The sequence below is a fragment of the Pseudomonadales bacterium genome (assembly GCA_013215025.1).
Classification (GTDB): Bacteria; Pseudomonadota; Gammaproteobacteria; order Pseudomonadales; family DT-91; genus DT-91.
Genome location: JABSRR010000045.1, coordinates 1 through 16811, shown reverse-complemented (window position 1 = coordinate 16811; position 16811 = coordinate 1). Strand labels below are relative to the sequence as shown.

Below are 16811 nucleotides of genomic sequence, written 5' to 3'. Positions count from 1 at the left end.
ACGCAGAAGCCTGACTGCAATACGTTGTATAGACTGGTTTGTTCAGCATGTGCAAACGCTTTTAAGCGAGCAGTTAAGGCTTCACCAAACTCAAACCCCAGCTGTTTGCCGTTACTGTCAAGATGCTCAGGCCTGGTAAACTGAAAAGGGAGCTCGGTCAGTTGGCTATTTTGTAAACGCTGTTGCCAGTATTCAAGTTGTTGATGGTCCGATGGCTGCGAGGTAAGAGTCCAAGCATAGTCTTGGAATTGATAAGCTAATGGCTTAGGTTTTTCCGCAGCAAATGCATAGTGCTGATAAAAGCCAATAAGATCTTTAATGAATATATCAATCGACCAGCCGTCTGCAATAATATGATGAAAGGCAAACAGTAAGGTATAAGAATGATGTTCAAGCTTATCTGTATCAATGAGCTGAAATCTTAGCAGTGGCTCTCGATCAAGTTGAAAGGGCTTAAGTAAAAACTCAGCTGCATGTGTAACTAAACCAGCCTGGTCGTGCTGCCAGTTTAGGTATTCAAAGCTAACATGGTTGTCAAAGCTGAGCTTTGCCGTTGCTTGTTGCTTACTGAATCGACTTTTAAGTATATGGTGTTTTGCAATGAGTGCATCAAAGCTGTCTTCTAAAGCGGCAAGATTTAATGGCCCGTGAATGCGCAGCGCAAATGGAATATTGTATTGATTATTATTTGGCTGCAGTTGGTCAAGAAACCACAGTCTTAGCTGGGCAGGCGTGAGTTTATTTTCTTCATCCTCGGGTTTGTGTTGCAGGCTAAAGCGAGTATTTGCATTGACACCAGCCTGCTGCTGTTGAATATGAGCCGCTAGCTGCGCAATGGTAGGCTTATCGAATAAATCGCGCAGACTTATCTCGGTCTCAAATTGCTCAGAAAGAGTATTAACAATGCGCGCCGCGAGTAAGGAATGGCCGCCTAAATCAAAGAAGCTATTATTGACGCCAATCGGCTCAACCCCAAGAATAGATTGCCAAAGGTCAATCAAAGTCTGCTCGGTTTGATTGCTAGCAGGTGTAATGACCAGTTTAATATCTTTAACTGAAGGTAGCGCTGATTTATCTAGCTTGCCATTGGCAGTTAATGGCCAGCTGTCGAGCAAGATGATCTGGCTTGGCAGCATATAATCAGGCAGCTGTTTCGCTAAATGTTGGCGCCATTCTGCAACTTGTTGCTGCTGATCGGCAGCAGACATGTTGTCAATATTGTTTGTGGCACTGATAACATATGCCAGCAAGCTTTCGTCGCGCACGAGGCATAAGCTATCTTCGATATTGGCAATGGCTTTAAGCGCTTGCTCAATCTCACCTAACTCTATACGTAAGCCGCGTAGTTTAACTTGATCATCAATTCTTCGATGAAAATACAATAAGCCGTTGCTGTCTTGATAGACTAAATCACCAGTGCGATAAAAGCGTTGGTTTTTAGAATTAATATACTCAGCTAGACTCGGACTTTGTATAAACGATTGTGCGTTCAAGTTGTTATCTTGATAGCCTAGACCAACCGCTTGACCGCCAATTAATAATTCCCCGATTTGTCCTGGCGCAACGGGTCTCAGCCATGGGTCAACGACAAGGGTGTCGACATAATGAGGCGCCGAGCCAATTGGTATATTCCGGTCAGTAAAGGCATCTGGCTGCTCTATAGTGAACGCTGTGCTGATATCTGTACATTCCGTGGGTCCATACATGTTTACTAGTTGAGCGCTGGCATTTGTATGCCTTAGCCAATCTAATAATAGTGATATATTTATCCGTTCACCGCCGAGAAGTACATAGCGTAGACGGCTTAAACCTAGATAATCAAAGCTTGCTGCATATTGTGCAATAGGATAAAAAGCACTGGGCGCACAGTTGATAATGCTAACGGCATATTGCTCAATATCGTTATAAAATTTTTGCTCGTTGTATTGTTGCGTTGCGGGGAAAACAAGCCCAGCACCGGCTATTAGACCTGCAAAAAAATTCTTTTGGGTTAAATCAAAACCGATAGCTGAAATAATATAGAGTCGGTCCTGCGGCGAAAGCTGATAGTGACTCTGATACCAATTGGCTAGCAGCTGAGCATTTTGCTGAGAAACCGATGCACCCTTCGGTTTACCCGTTGAGCCTGAAGTATAAATGGTGTAGAACCGATTACTTGCCTGTGTCTCAATAGCTTTNAGCTGCGATAGCGTAAACTCGCCATTACTTTGATCGGCATGCTTAGTCGTTGCATGAATACTTGTTGCAAGCACGGGTTCGACGAATAGCGTAGCTAAAGAGGGCATAGTCATGGCCTCTAGCTGACTAGTAAAGTCTTGCTCACAGACCAGTAAAGGCTGCTCTGCACTTTGCAAAATATAGGCGATTCGCTCGGCAGGATAGTCAATGTCTATGGGAATATAGCTTTTACCTAAATACAATCCGGCAAGAATTGATGCGATACATTCAAACCCTGATGGCAAACACACGGCAATGCTTTGATGCTCGTTTTTCGCATCGCAGTCTTTTATCTGCTCGGCGATAGCATGCATGGCATGCATTAATTCGCGGTAGCTAAATTCTCGATTGCCCTGGATAACTGCTGTTGCATCGGGTGTTAGGCGACTTTGCTCAATAATCTGGCTGATAATTGGCACAAAGGGCTGTTCGTTAGACGATGTTTCTGAATGGTGCAACGGGCGCGACGATGGCGAGATAAGATTTTTTAGTTGCGAAATTTCTAGCTGTTGCTGCTGGCAAATCTGCTCAGATAGATAAGCAAGCTGGGCTAAAAAGTCTTCACCGGCGAATTTTGATGCAGCAAAACCAAGCTGCATTTCAAACACTTGTGCCGATGCCGTGCCGCAGTTCATCGTCATGAAGTTAACGGCGTTCTCCATCACCGACGGCACCATAATTAATTCGGCATCAGCTTGCTGATGGAAATTAAAGCGTCGCTCGGTGATATAGAAATTAAATTGATAGCTGGTGTCGGCCTGGGCAAACAGTTTTTGTAGCTGCTGATTGGAGATGCCAAATTGCTTATCTATTGACCGCTTCTCAGCTTGGATAGCTTTGGCCATGGTAACAACATTGCTGTGATTTGGGTCTATCACAACAGGGCGCTGCTCGAAGTGGCAGTTAAGACTGGTTTTACTGACGCCCGAGCGACCTGCCACCGCTTCTAAAAAGTAAAACGCTTGGCGTTGAAAATGCTGGCTTGCCAAGCATAAGGCAAAGCANGTCTTGAAATAATCGGTAAGGCTAAGTTTGTGTGTGGCACAAAAATTTTCAATCGCTTCACTGTGTTGGCGATTTAATTTAAGGCTAAGAAATTGATAATGATTTTCTGTAGTGGATGCAGCCGAATCTTCATCCGTGGCGATGTTAAAGCCGCCAAAGCTGTCAGGCAGTGCTTCAACACTCTGCGCCTTATCTTGCCAAAAATCTATGCCCTGAGCTTGGTCAATATGATGGCGTTTATATTCAATCTCTGCTTGATAGCTGTCGCTGATAAATAAAGATTTTAGCTCGCTATCGGCCTTAAGCGCGTGCTCGATAGAGTGAATCTCATGTTGTGTAAAGAAGCTGTAGCAGTGCGATAGCTGTTGCGCAAAGGTCTGCATGCCGACACCATCTAATGCGCAATGGTGCGTGCTAAAGCATATGCTATGCTTGCCATGATGTTCAACTAAGCTGAGCTGCATTAGCGGCTGCTCGGCAAGACTTTGCTCAGTAAACCGATAACTCTGGCGACAAATGTTCACACAGGCCTCGGCAGCATCATCAGCGTTTAAATGGCTGTCGAGTGATAGCTGCGTAAGCGGTAAAGCGGGTGCAGCATCGATAGGTAAAATACAGCCATAAGCCGGCTCAAGGCCTGCTGCCCTCGGAAATAGACGTTCTGAGCGCACAATGCGTAAACGCAAGCTGCTAAAATAGCGGGGTAAAATCGCTAAGCATAATGCTAGCCGCTCAGGCTCTATTGTCTGATGCGTGTGATGAACATAGCCAATAATATTCCGAGTTGAGTCGGGAGCTAACAGGCTGTCTACATACAGGTCACGCTGCATGGGTGATAGTGGCGTAATGGCCTCAAAGTTGTTGGCTAGCAGCAAGCGTTCAGGCATGAACGCTATCGGCAAAATTTCAAAACTGCCAATCGGCTGCTGCAGGTCAACCTCGCAAAGCTGCTGCAATGTATGTGTGTAAAGCTCAGCAAACCAGCTTACGGTTTCTTGTTTAAACAGTGCAGTATTGTATTCAATCGATAGCTGCATACTGTTGGCATGAATAAACGCTTGGTCGGTCAGGCTCCAGATCTGATCAAATTTAGCCTCTGAATCATCTAGCGCTATCGGGCTAATGCGAACATCGCCCAGCTTCAGTTGATCAAATTGTGAGGTATCAACTTGCTGTGAGATAAAGTTAAAGCCATATTGAATCAGTGCGTTATGCAAATCTGATTGACCGAGTTTAAGGCGCTCAATGATGTCATTAAGAGGTGCGTCTTGATGCTCAAATGCCTGAAGAATATTGCTTTTGCACTGCTGTAAAAAATCGCTCACAGAAGGATTATTTTCAAAGCGACTGCGTATCGCTAGCGAGTTAACAAAATAACCAATCAGCTTCTGTGTGCCATTATGATGTCTGCCAGCAATCGGTAAGCCAGTTACCATATCATTTTGCTGAGACAGCTTATTGAATAAAATTTGCTGTGCGGCGAAAAAAAGTGTGAACGGGGTAAGCGATTGCTTTATGGCTAAAGCCTTGGCGCGCTCTACTAAAGCCTCTGGAAGCTTGAGATTATATGTGTTTGCTTTGGCAAATTGCGTTTGTTTACTTCGAACCGCATCCGTCGGCAGTTGCAGCAAGGCAGGTGCGCCAGAAAGCTGTTGTTGCCAAAAATCAATCTGTTGCTCAAGTTTGCCTTGCGCTACTAGGGCCTCTTGCCAAGCTGCGAAGTCGGCAAAATCAAACGCTAATGGTTCAAATATATCGCTTTGCAACTCAGCCTGCTGCTGAGTAAACAGCATGGCAAGCTCTTGAAGTAGATTTTCAATCGATACTCGGTCACCAATAATATGATGCATATTAAATAACAGAGCATGTTGCTGATCCGCGGTTTTAAATAATTGTGCACGAAACAAGGCTTGCTTGCTTAGCTGGAACGGTTGCAATGCTGATTGCTGTAGATGCTGCGTGAGCTCGCTAGCCTCACACTCGATTATATTAAGCGTTAGATCTGTGTCAGGGTCGCCAGGACTTAATATCCGCTGCCTAACATTGCCCTCAGCATTTTCAAACATGCGCGCACGAAATACATCATGGCGATCGATCAGCGCTTGTATCGCATCGGAAAGCTTGTTGATCGATAATTGCCCGTCTAGCTTAACGGCCATCGGCATATTATAACTTGCAGCCTCTGGGTGTAGCTTATGCATAGCCCAAAGACGCTGTTGATTTAAGCCCAGCGGGAAATCTTGATCTCTATCCAGTCGAGGTATTGTGGCGCTGTGGTTTTGTTCTGCCTGTTCGCGGGCCCAGCTGAGTAGGCGCGCTTTATTATCTTTTAACAGCTGCATTAAAGCTGGCGTCATCACGCCTTTAGCCGCTGAAACTTTTAATTCATCACCGTTGAGACCGATTTGAATCTGATGCTGTTGCAGCAGTTTAAGTAATTCAGTGAGGCTCATGCCAACGAAACCTTGTGATGGCAGTTGGCTTTGAAAACTTGGAATAAAGGATTAATCGCTGCCATGTTTATAAAGTAAAGCTCTCGATTTCGTCATCGTTGCTGCTGTCTGTGCTATTGCTCTCAGCAAATACAGCATTGGCAAGCTGTTGCTGCTCTACCATTTCAGCAATGGCAGTAATGGTGGGGTTATTAAATATTTCTCGCAGCGGTAAGCTGACGGCAAACTTTTCTTGGGTTAGCGTGAAAGCCTGTGTCGCATTCAGCGAGTGCCCACCAAGCTCAAAGAAATTATCATCAATCGATATTGCTTCGACGCCTAATACGGTTTGCCAGATACTTAATAGCTCCTGTTGAATTGCGTTTTCGGGTGCAATGATTTGCTGCTTTGGTCTGTCGATGACTGGTTTTTTCAGAGATCGCCGATTAACTTTACCGTTAGGCGTAAGTGGCCATTGTAGTAGATAATTAAACTGGTGCGGCAGCATATAGGCGGGAAGAGATTTCGCAAGTGCCTGCTTAAGCAGCTTCTCATTGGCCTTAGCTGCTTCGATATCGCTAACCAATATATGTGCAACCAAAACCTCATCGATTACATTGACGATGACTTCTTGATAGTCTGCTTGACTAATAATGGCGTGCTCAATTTCGCCAAGCTCGATGCGCAGACCTCTGAGTTTTACTTGATGATCAAGTCGGCCTAGGTACTCCAGTTGGTTCTCAGCATTTAATCTGACTAAGTCGCCGGTTTTGTATAGCTTTGGCGAAACCTGTTGGCTTTGCTCAAAAGGGTTGTCAATAAACGCCGCGGCCGTTTGCTCAGGTAAATTTATATAGCCGGATGCTAGGCCAACGCCGCCAATATAGAGTTCGCCTGCAATACCCGGTGGTTGCAGTTGCAGCTGCTGGTTTAAAACGTAAAGCTGTGTATTGGCAATAGGTTTGCCAATCGGCACTGTGAGATAGCTTTTGTCGCGTTGGCAGTCATATGCACTGACATCGATCGAGGCTTCAGTTGGTCCGTATAGGTTGCTTAGCTGGCATTGCGGTAATTTACTTTGCCACTGTTTGAGCTGTTCTATCTGTAAGGCTTCCCCCGAGGTGAAAATCTGCTTGATGCTAAGCAGCTGTTCTAAATCATCTAGGGCTAGGAACTGGCCAAACATCGAGGGGACAAAGTGCAAACAAGTGACAGACTGTTGTTGAATCAATGTGTATAAATAATGGCTGTCTTTATGGCCGTCAGGTTTGGCAAAGCACAATCTTGCGCCGCTTAATAATGGCCAAAATAATTCCCATATTGATACATCAAAGCTATACGGTGTTTTTTGTAGGACCACGTCTGAGTCATTCAGCGGATAGCTAGACTGCATCCAAAGCAGACGATTGAGTATGCCTTGTTGTGTAATCTTTACGCCCTTAGGTGTGCCGGTNGAGCCTGAGGTATAAATAACTGCAAAGAGTGAGTGTGCGGCAATATCTAGACGAGCAGTTTGCTGTTGCTGAATTTGTGCTGACAATGGCTGGTCGAGACTATGTTCATCGCCGCTCCAGCTGAAATGCCTAATCGCTAGTGGGCAATCTGCCAATGCAGTGTTGATTTGCGAGCGATTGTCAGCGCTTTGATGTGACAAAGCTTTACTTATCAATACAGAAGCTGCCGCATCTTCAAGTATATAGGCTAGCCGCGACGCTGGTAAGTCGATATCTAAGGGTAGGTAACAAGCCCCAACTTTATGGATGGCGAGTAGCGTGATCGATAACTCTATACAGCGTGGCATGTGTACGGCAATTAACTTGCCAGCAAAACCTTCATGCTTAAGCAATCTTGCCAGCTGATTAGCTTGCTGCTCGAGTTGCCGATAGCTAAGCTGCTGATCATCTATGCTTATAGCAATATTGTTAGGTGTTAAGTCTATCTGGCGCTCAATCAGTTCAACTACCGCCCCGGCATCTGATGCCGCTGCTAAAGCTGCGAAGCTTGTTTCAGTTTGATTGAAACCTTGCGGTTGTTCTTCAATGGCTGGGTTTTGCTTTGAATATGATCGCAGCCAAAAGTCCTGTTGTTGTTGATTGATTAAACGCAGTTGGCCAACGGTAGTGCTTGCTTGTTCAGTTACTTGCGCAACGATACGGCTGAAATAATCTGCCAAGCGATCAACGCTTGAGGCTTGGAAATATCTGTTTTGGTAACGAAACTGAAGCGCAATACCGTCTTCAGTTTCACTGGCATGCAGCGCTAGAGGGAACTGTGCATCTTGTTCTAACGCTGGCAGCGGAGTTGCGCTTAAGCCTTCAACATGGCTAGTGGTAAGCGGCGTATTTTGAAAAACAAATAATGTTTGAAAGATGGGGCTGATATCGGCTTGTGGCTTCAGGCCCTGTGCACGAACAATTTCCTCAAACGGCATTTGCTGATGATTCAATGCGTCAGAACAAGTTTGCTTTAGCCTATGCAGAAGCTTGATAAAACTGTCCTCAGGGCTGAGCTCAATGCGTATAGCCTGAGTATTGATAAAGCAGCCAATGATATGCTCAAGTGCTGGATTGCTGCGGCCTGCGATAGGTGTGCCTATCGCGAAGTCGAGCTGCCCAGTCAGTTTGTGCAATAGACTGGCATATAAGCTAATCAAAACCATGAACAGACTGGCTTGCTGTTGCTTAGCGAGCAGTGCTAATGCGGTGGATTGTTGGCTGCTAATCGATAAGCTAACAATTCCATCATGTTGCTCATGTTGATTATTTTCTTGATCATAGCTATCAAATGGAAGGCTTAAAATAGGTACGTCAGCCAGCTGCTGTTGCCAGTATGCTGCTTCGCGTGCTGCCTGGTCGCGATAAGCCTCGCTTTGTTGCCAGGCTGCATAATCAATATACTGCAGCGCGAGTTCATGCAAGCTTTGTGCGCCCATTGTGTATAAGCTTATGAGCTCTTGTAGTAGTAAGCCCATTGACCAGCCGTCACTGATGATGTGGTGCATGCAAACTGACAGGATATGACGATTCTCTGACTGTTTTAACAGCGCAATGCGAATCAGTGGCCCTTGCAGTAAATCGAAAGGCTCGGAGAGCTGTTGCTGCAAGAAAGCGGTTTGTTCGAGGCTTGCTTGGTCATAATGTTGAATGCTTAACGGTAGATGCTCAAGCACCACAATCTGCGGTTGTCCTTGCACTAGCTGGATATGACTGCGCAGGCTCTCTTGGCGCTGCACTAGGTCATCGATACTGCGTTGCAGCTTATCAATCTGCAGCTCGCCTTCTAACATCAACGCACCATGAATATGATAAGCGTCGCTGTCAGGCTCAAGCTGATGAATGAACCAAAGGCGCTGTTGAGCCGAAGAAAGCGGTAGCTGCATACCCCGCGCAATAACAGGAATTTCAAGCGCGGGCGTGGCTGCAGCGCTGGCCTGTTGCAAAAATTCTATGATATTCGGTTTTTCGGCTTTAATTTGCTGCAGCAATGTGTCCGTCATTGCCCCTTCGGGCGCAGAAAAACGCAGCTGCCCATTTTCAAGCCAAAGCTGAATGTCTTTTGCTGCCAATTGTTGCAGCAAGCTTACTGTGTCCATGTGATTACTACGGCGATTTCTTATACTTCATATTAGCCAATTATTCATTTTATGACTGAATCAAAGCTGTGGCTAGATTTAAAGTGGGTTTTTATTGGAAAAGTACAACAAAAACAAGCACTTTACTCGTTTGTCGACGCAGCTTGCCGTTTAGCTTGTAAGCTTCAGGTAAAATCGAATCTGTGATTATCAAATGGACATTTTGTTGCCCTGCTGTTAGTGTGGCTGCAATAAAAAATAAAAGATTTAGTCTCCTTCTCATTCGCCTTTTGTTGTTATGAAAAAGCTTAACCTACCTTTATTTGTATTCTGCTTGGGCTGCTGTGGTGCTTTGCAGGGACATTCGGCTTTAGCAGCCGATGAGCTGCCAGTCGGCGCGGAAAATCTAAACCAGTTCGCCCCGCAAATTGATCAACGCAAACTCGGAAAGATTGAAGAAACCGATACTTTGCAACTGCAGTTGAGTGCCAGCGATAAAGATAACAATAATCCTGTGCTTAAATTTAGCCTATTGCAAGGCCCATCTGGCTTAAGCTTGGGTGACTCAGGCATGATCAGTTGGAGTACGGATTACTCAGATGCAGGCGACTATATGGTGGTGGTCGCGGTCAGTGACGGAGTTAAGCAAAGCCAAAAAACTCTGCCTCTAGTGGTAAAAAATAAAAATCGTGCACCGCAATGGCAATCAAATAGCCTGCCCAGCGTCGCTGAAGGTCAGTTATTTGAATATCGTTTAAATGCTCAAGATCCAGATAAGCAAGTGCTGGGCTTTTCACTGAAGTCTGCGCCACGCGGTATGCGTATTGATGATGATATGCTGATTTTTAGCCCAAATTTCAAGCAGGCTGGCGAATATACCTTTACGGTGGTAGCTAATGACGGTGAAGACAAAGTGCCAACGACGATGACGCTGATGGTGCAAGATGTGAATCGTTTGCCGGTGTTTAGCTCCTCACCCCTTTTGACCATCGCTGAAGCAGAGACGTATCGCTATCGCCTACGAGGGGACGACGAAGATGGTGATAAGCTTAGCTATCGTTTGCTGCAAGGTCCTGCTGGGATGCAGCTTGAGAATGATGAGCTGCTGTTTGAGCCGAGCTATGAGCAAGCGGGTAGTTATACTGTGGAGCTTGAGCTAAATGACGGGAAAGCGTCAGTGCCGCAGTCTTTTCAGCTTCAGGTTATGAATGCTAATCGACCGCCCGTATTTCAGATGCCTGCCAGTGAAAGCTTACTTGCGCAGGAGAACGAAATCTGGCGGCTTAATATTTTAGTTAGCGATGCTGATAAAGATGCTTTGCAGTTAAGCTTGCTGCAGGCGCCCGTTGGGCTCAGCATTGATGGCAACCAGCTCAGCTGGCTGCCTGACTTTTCTCAAGCGGGTGAGCATGAGGTAGTGGTTCAGGCCAGTGATGCAGAAATTTCTGTTACCTTGCCACTGCGTATTAAAGTGCTTAACACCAACCGACTGCCAAACTTTGACTCAGCTGCGCCGACTGCGGCAAAAGAGACTGAGCTCTACGACTATCAAGTTGTCATTTCAGACCCTGACCAAACACCGCTTCGCTTAACGCTTGCGCAGGCACCTGAGGGTATGCAGTTGCAGGATAAAAGTTTACGCTGGCAGCCAAGTTATTCTCAAGCTGGCGAGCACTCAGTTGAGCTGGCCTTATCGGATGGTGAGGCCAGTGTGCAACAAGCCTTTGTGATTACAGTAGCTAATACCAACCGTGCGCCAATATTTTCTCAGCCAGTCAGTTCGGTGCTCGAAGGTGAGCAATACGAGTACAGTATCCAGTTCAGTGACCCTGACCCTGAAGATCAAACTGTGCTGCAATTGTCCATCATAGAAAAGCCGCAGGCCATGCGCTTTGATGACGGTCGTTTAAGCTGGCAGCCCGATTTTTTTAGCGCGGCTGATTACCCAGTTGTCTTGCGTGTCTCGGATGGCGAGCTGAGTACTGAGCAAGCCTTTCAGTTAAAAGTGTTGAATAATAATCGCTTACCACGCTTTACCTCGACGCCGATTACTCAAGCACACGAATCCTTAGCCTATGAGTACACCCTGAGTGCAGACGATGCAGATAAAGAAACCCTGCAATATACGCTGCAGCAAGGTCCTGCAGGCATGCGCCTAGATGGCGACAGCTTGAGCTGGTTGCCCGGCTATAAGCAGTCGGGCAAGCAGGCAGTGACGCTGACGGTAAGTGACGGTATTGATGAAGTTGAGCAAAGCTTTTTCATTGAGGTGTCAAATGCTAACCGCGCACCTAATATCGACAATATTAGCGATCAGCAGCTGTTGTTAGGTGAGCGGCTGAGCTACCAGCTGCAGGCCAGTGATGCTGATGGTGATAAAGTACAGTTTAAACTGATTCACGCGCCAGAAGGTGTGAGCTTGTCAAAACGCGGTAAGTTAAAATATACCGCTAAGCAGCTGTTAAACGAGGCCACGGTTATTGTTCAGGTAGATGATGGTGAGTTAAAGCAACGTCGACGCTTTTTACTCAGCGTCGTGGCACCCTAAAATCAATATCGGTTTGAGCTGCTCTAACTTTTCGTATCTCATTGAGTAGCATCTCTTTTAATAGTATCTCTATTAGAAACTTAGTCCGAAATCTATCAGGTTCTGGGCGACTTTCTCAATTGCTTGGCTGTTCATTGATCTACCGATTGCAGAAAGTTGCCAATGTTTATCACGGCTTAGCGCGCTAAGAAAGCCTGTGTTATAGTGGTTAGATGACAAAATTATATCGACATCAAAAAGCCGCTGAGGATAGCAAGGTTGATTTAACACCGATGCTTGATGTGGTGTTTATCATGTTGATTTTTTTTGTGGTCACCGCCAGTTTTGTCAAAGAATCGGGCTACGGCTTATCCAGGCCCGAGTCAGAACAAACCCCGCCGCCAGATGCAGTGCAAAATATAGTGTTCGCCATTACTGCAAATAATCAGGTTGAACTTGATGGCAGGCGCATTGATGCACGTTCGGTGCGGGCCAACGTGGAGCGATTATCGGCCTCAAACCCCGAGGCATCGGTTATTATTCGGGCAGATGCCAAGGCTAAGCATAGAACCATCGCCTTGATTTCAGATCAGGCACGAGAAGCGGGCATTGCGCAAATCAGCTTGCTTATCAGTGAGTAAATCACTAGTCACTCGCTAGCCAGAAGATGGCAAAGCTCATCAATCATCATTAACGATAAGCCCCACACGCGTTTATTTGCAAACTCATAAAAAGGTAATTCATGCGATAAGCCTGCTTTTTCAATCTGCATAGCCTGTCGATTTTGCTGATCTTGAAAAAAGTCCAGCGGTAACCAGAGCCAATCTTGAACTTCGTGATTTGCGCTTGGTGATAACTGATCGTTGGCAGCGAATATGATTGGCGTAACCGTCATAGCGGGTTTAAATGCTCGATAAGGTCTGGCTAAAATATCACTCAGACGGCCAACCCGCTGAATAGATTTTGCTGCAATACTCAGCTCTTCCGATGCCTCACGTAAAGCGGTTATCGTAATATTGGCGTCATCGAGATCTTGTTTGCCGCCAGGAAATCCCATCTGCCCGGACCATGGGTCATTGGGGTGTTCAGCACGTTGAATCATCAGCATATGAAGACCATCCGGCTGTTGATCTAAAATAATACACACCGCTGCTCGTTGTGAAATCGGTCGGTACCATTTTTTTTCGGCTGGCCACTGCTGGCACTGCTGCTGTAACGCCGCAGAGATCACGAGGCTTGCTTAATTACTGCCCATTTGTGAGATGCCCTGAATGCGTTCTAACTCACGCAGCAATGCTTGATCACTTGGGTCGATCACGGTAAGTCCCTTGCTCGACATTTCGTAGGCTTGGTAATAGTCGCTTTGATCAAGGCGGATGCGGGCCAGCCAATAATAGCCTTCAGCCATGCTAGGGTCTATGCGCACCAAGTTTTCAGCAAGGTCAGCTGCTTCAGCATAACGGCGTTTGAAGAAATTAAAGCGAATACTGGCAAGTTGTTCGTCAACAAAAGCGGGGCTGGCTTCATTGATGCCAACATCGGCGCTACTATCACTGCTGCCGTCGGCATATTGGATGTTGTCATCGCGTAATGCTGCATAGATGTCTTGCTCTTCTTTGGGCGCTTGTGGCGCACAGGCCGAGATAGCTAGCAGGCTTATAATCAAAATAAGGATGTTGTTTTTTGTTATAGAAACCATTGTAGGAACCAATTTTTCTTTGTTTTGCCTTTGATTGTACACTTAACCGTCTGCTTTGGCTCGTTTCCGCGCGAAATAGGCATGTAAATAGCGTCATCACAGTCTTGACGGCTTAATAGTCCGCTTGACCGGTCTATCCAGTAATGCTGAATATCTTTGGGCGCAGGTTTTGCTGTATCGATACGCCGATCATGGCGCATGATTTCCGCCCAAATGGGTAATGCACCTGTGCTGCCGGTCAGCGCTAAACTTTGATTGCTGTCGTTGCCCAGCCAGACCACGCTGAGGCGTTGGCGATTAAAGCCGGCAAACCAACTATCCCGCTGAGCCGAGCTGGTTCCGGTTTTTCCAGCCCATTGCTGTCGTGTTGATAGCATGGGTTGTACACGCTTAGCGGTGCCATCATGGATGACCGCCTGCATAGCAAATTGGGTTTGATACATAAGGCTAGGTTTGAATCGTTGTTGCAGGTCTAGGCGCACCCGCTGCAGCGCCTGGCCATCGTTATTCCGCACGCTATGGATTGACTTTAGTGGCGTATAAAATCCATCACTGGCAATAGTGGCGTACATTTGTGCAACATCGATCGGGCTGAGGTCGACAGCGCCGAGGCTTAACGCGGGTACCTCAGGTATTGTTCCTTGAACGCCTAATGCTCGTAGGGTTTTAGCTAAACCCGCGACCCCAAGCTTATTCGCAAGTCTAGCGAATGCCACATTGTAGGATTGTGCCAACGCTTGATACAAGCTAACTTGACCGTGAAAGCGCTGGTCAAAATTTTCTGGCTGCCAAGGGCCTGACGGCGTGGCGATAGTAAGCGGTGAATCATCGATGAGCTGATTTAAACTGATACCCTGTTGTAGCGCTTGTACTACGACCGCAGGTTTGATCAATGAGCCAATCTGGCGCCGCGCATCTAAAGCTCGGTTAAAGCCCGCCCGTCTTGGCTGGCTATCGCCGACAACAGCTAACACGTCACCTGTGTGAAAATCTACAGTGACGACTGCGCCATTAATCGTTTGCGGTGAGGCGCTGGCCGCGTCTGGCTGGTTGAGTCTGGCAGCGGCTTTCGATAATGCAGTTTGCGCGCGTTGTTGCCATATTGGATCTAAGTGAGTAAATATTCTTAAGCCCTGGCTAGATAAGTCTTCTTGACTGTAGTCACGTTTTAGCTGGCGTTTCACTAAATCTAAATAAGCAGGTGCTGATTGACGAAAGCGCTGAGAATTCGCAAGCTTCAGTGTTTGCTGTTGCGCCAGCTGTGCTGCATCAGCTGTGATAAATCCTTGTTGCTGCATTAATTGCAGCACTAAATTACGTCGTTGTATGGCTAGTTCTGGGTTGCGCACAGGGTTGTAGCGAGAGGGGCCTTTTAGCATCGCAACTAATAGCGCGGCTTGTGAGAGATTAAGCTGATTTATCGGTTGACCAAACAGGTACTGACTGGCTAAGCCAAAGCCATGGATGGCACGAGGCCCATCTTGTGCGACAAATACTTCATTGACATAAGCTGTTAGGATCGCCTCTTTATCCAGGCGTACTTCGATTAACAAGGCCATTATCGCTTCGATGATTTTTCGCCAATAGAATTGTCCATCAGTCAAAAAATAATTCTTAGCTAACTGCTGGGTAATGGTGCTGCCGCCCTGCACGACATGACCTGCTTTAAGGTTCTGATACAGCGCCCGCAATATCGCGCTGGGTGAGACGCCGATATGCTGATAAAAGCCACGATCCTCGGTAGCAAGCAAAGCCTGTATTAAAGGTTTAGGAATTTGCTCAAAGGATAGTTTAATGCGATCGGTCGCCGAGTCTGCATCCAAGCGGCCGATTTCAATAGGAAGAATACGTATATAGCCATTTTGAATACTGGACTGGACCCGCTTAATTGCGCTTGCCGATGGATTGAAACTGACTGTGCCTTGGTGGGCGGGTTTTTCACCATCCCACCATGAAAAGCGGGGATTAGATATATGCAGTAGTCCACCATCTGACCAGAAGCTAGCATGTTGAGGGTGTTTGCCCTGTCGATAGCCGGACAGTCTAAGCTGCTCAATGATTGTTTCTCGGCTCAGGTTTTTTCGGTCATATAGTTCCACACTTTTTGCATAGACTTTTGATGCTTGTGCGTATTCACTCTGCGCTAATTTTTCCATTAGCCAGGCATCCAGATAAGCCAGCGCAAATAGACAAACTACAAATAGCGTTAGCAACAGCTTGAGGCAGCATGCGCGGTTGGGTAAATTTTTCAACATTGATGACTGGATAAATTTATTGGAGTCAGGATAATGACTGCAAATTTTAAGCAAACTGAGTGTGATTTTATATGGCCAAGTATGATATTTATGGCGTAGGTGCAGCATTAGTCGATACTGAAATTGAAGTCTCAGATCAATTTTTACTCGATGCCTCAATAGATAAGGGCGTGATGACGCTAGTTGACGAATCTCGTCAGCATGAGCTGATGCAGTTGCTGCAAAATCATCTTGTTGCCTCGAAGCGCGCCTCAGGCGGTTCGGCGGCTAATTCTATTATTGCAGCCAGCTACTTAGGTGCCTCAACGTTTTATAGCTGTAAAGTTGGCAATGATGAGAATGGCGCTTTTTACTTGGCGGATCTAGACGCAGCTGGGGTTGCCGCCAGCAAAGCGCATTCAACCGCGGACGGTATTACCGGTAAATGCTTAGTGATGATTACTGCAGATGCAGAGCGTAGTATGAACACCTATCTTGGCATTAGCGAAACTTTAGCAATTGATAACTTAAGCCCTGAGGCTATAAAAGATTCAGCTTGGGTTTATATTGAAGGCTATTTAGTAACTTCTGATAACTGTCGCGCTGCTGCGATACGTGCCAGAGAAGTCGCTGAGTCGCATGGTGTGAAAACTGCCTTAAGCTTGTCGGATCCTGGCATGGTTGAGTTTTTTGGCGACGGTTTAAAAGCCATGCTAGGTGATGGCGTGGATTTACTCTTCTGCAACGAGGAAGAAGCAAAAGGCTTTGCCAACAGTGATAAGCTTGAAGATGCTGTGTCAGCGTTAAAGACGGTGGCAAAATGCTTTGCCATTACGCTTGGCAAGCAGGGGGCTTTATTATTTGATGGCCAGTCCTTAATTCAGATTGATCCTTACACGGTTGATGCGATTGATACTAACGGTGCCGGTGACGCATTTGCTGGTGCCTTTTTATATGCCATCAGCCAAGATTATGACTTTGCCACAGCCGGTAAGTTAGCATCCTATGTGTCGGCGCAGGTAGTGAGCCAATTTGGCCCTCGATTGGACCAGGCGGGCTACCTTGAGGCTTTGGCAACGATTCAATCACCGGCCACGGCATAAGCCTTTTCACCGGTACGTAGCAA

At 46.4% G+C, this 16811-nt stretch carries 8 protein-coding genes; 3 read left to right on the top strand and 5 right to left on the bottom strand.

The window, feature by feature from the left end:
• Positions 1 to 5675 (bottom strand): amino acid adenylation domain-containing protein (locus HRU21_05070; protein ID NRA41665.1); only part of this gene is annotated, 5675 nt, incomplete at its 3' end.
• A 67-nt stretch (positions 5676 to 5742) separates the two neighbouring features.
• Positions 5743 to 9246 carry an amino acid adenylation domain-containing protein gene (locus HRU21_05065; protein NRA41664.1) on the bottom strand — a complete coding sequence of 1168 codons (3504 nt, stop codon included), beginning with the start codon at positions 9244 to 9246 and terminating at the stop codon, positions 5743 to 5745.
• Positions 9247 to 9577: 331 nt separating this feature from the next.
• Between HRU21_05065 and HRU21_05060 the strand changes: the two genes are divergently transcribed.
• Entirely contained in the window at positions 9578 to 11773 is a 2196-nt protein-coding gene (locus HRU21_05060; GenBank protein ID NRA41663.1) for a hypothetical protein, read from the top strand.
• Between the two features lie 212 nt (positions 11774 to 11985).
• Positions 11986 to 12393, top strand: a complete 408-nt coding sequence (locus HRU21_05055; protein ID NRA41662.1) for a biopolymer transporter ExbD — start codon at positions 11986 to 11988, stop codon at positions 12391 to 12393.
• Positions 12394 to 12401: 8 nt separating this feature from the next.
• Here the strand turns inward: HRU21_05055 and HRU21_05050 are convergent, their stop codons facing one another.
• Genes HRU21_05050 through HRU21_05040 form a run of 3 tightly spaced genes read right to left on the bottom strand, consistent with a single transcriptional unit; the run spans position 12402 to position 15706 of the window.
• Positions 12402 to 12983 carry a CoA pyrophosphatase gene (locus HRU21_05050; GenBank protein ID NRA41661.1) on the bottom strand — a complete coding sequence of 194 codons (582 nt, stop codon included), beginning with the start codon at positions 12981 to 12983 and terminating at the stop codon, positions 12402 to 12404.
• A gap of 9 nt (positions 12984 to 12992) precedes the next feature.
• Positions 12993 to 13451 (bottom strand): hypothetical protein, encoded by a 459-nt coding sequence (locus HRU21_05045; protein ID NRA41660.1) that lies wholly within the window; start codon positions 13449 to 13451, stop codon positions 12993 to 12995.
• Positions 13439 to 15706: a transglycosylase domain-containing protein gene (locus HRU21_05040; protein ID NRA41659.1), complete on the bottom strand. Its 2268-nt coding sequence runs from the start codon at positions 15704 to 15706 to the stop codon at positions 13439 to 13441. The genes HRU21_05045 and HRU21_05040 overlap by 13 nt, the downstream gene beginning before the upstream one ends.
• Positions 15707 to 15777: 71 nt before the next feature.
• Between HRU21_05040 and HRU21_05035 the strand changes: the two genes are divergently transcribed.
• A complete protein-coding gene (locus tag HRU21_05035; protein NRA41658.1) occupies positions 15778 to 16788 on the top strand; it encodes an adenosine kinase in 1011 nt (336 codons plus the stop codon).
• The last annotated feature ends 23 nt before the right edge of the window (positions 16789 to 16811 follow it).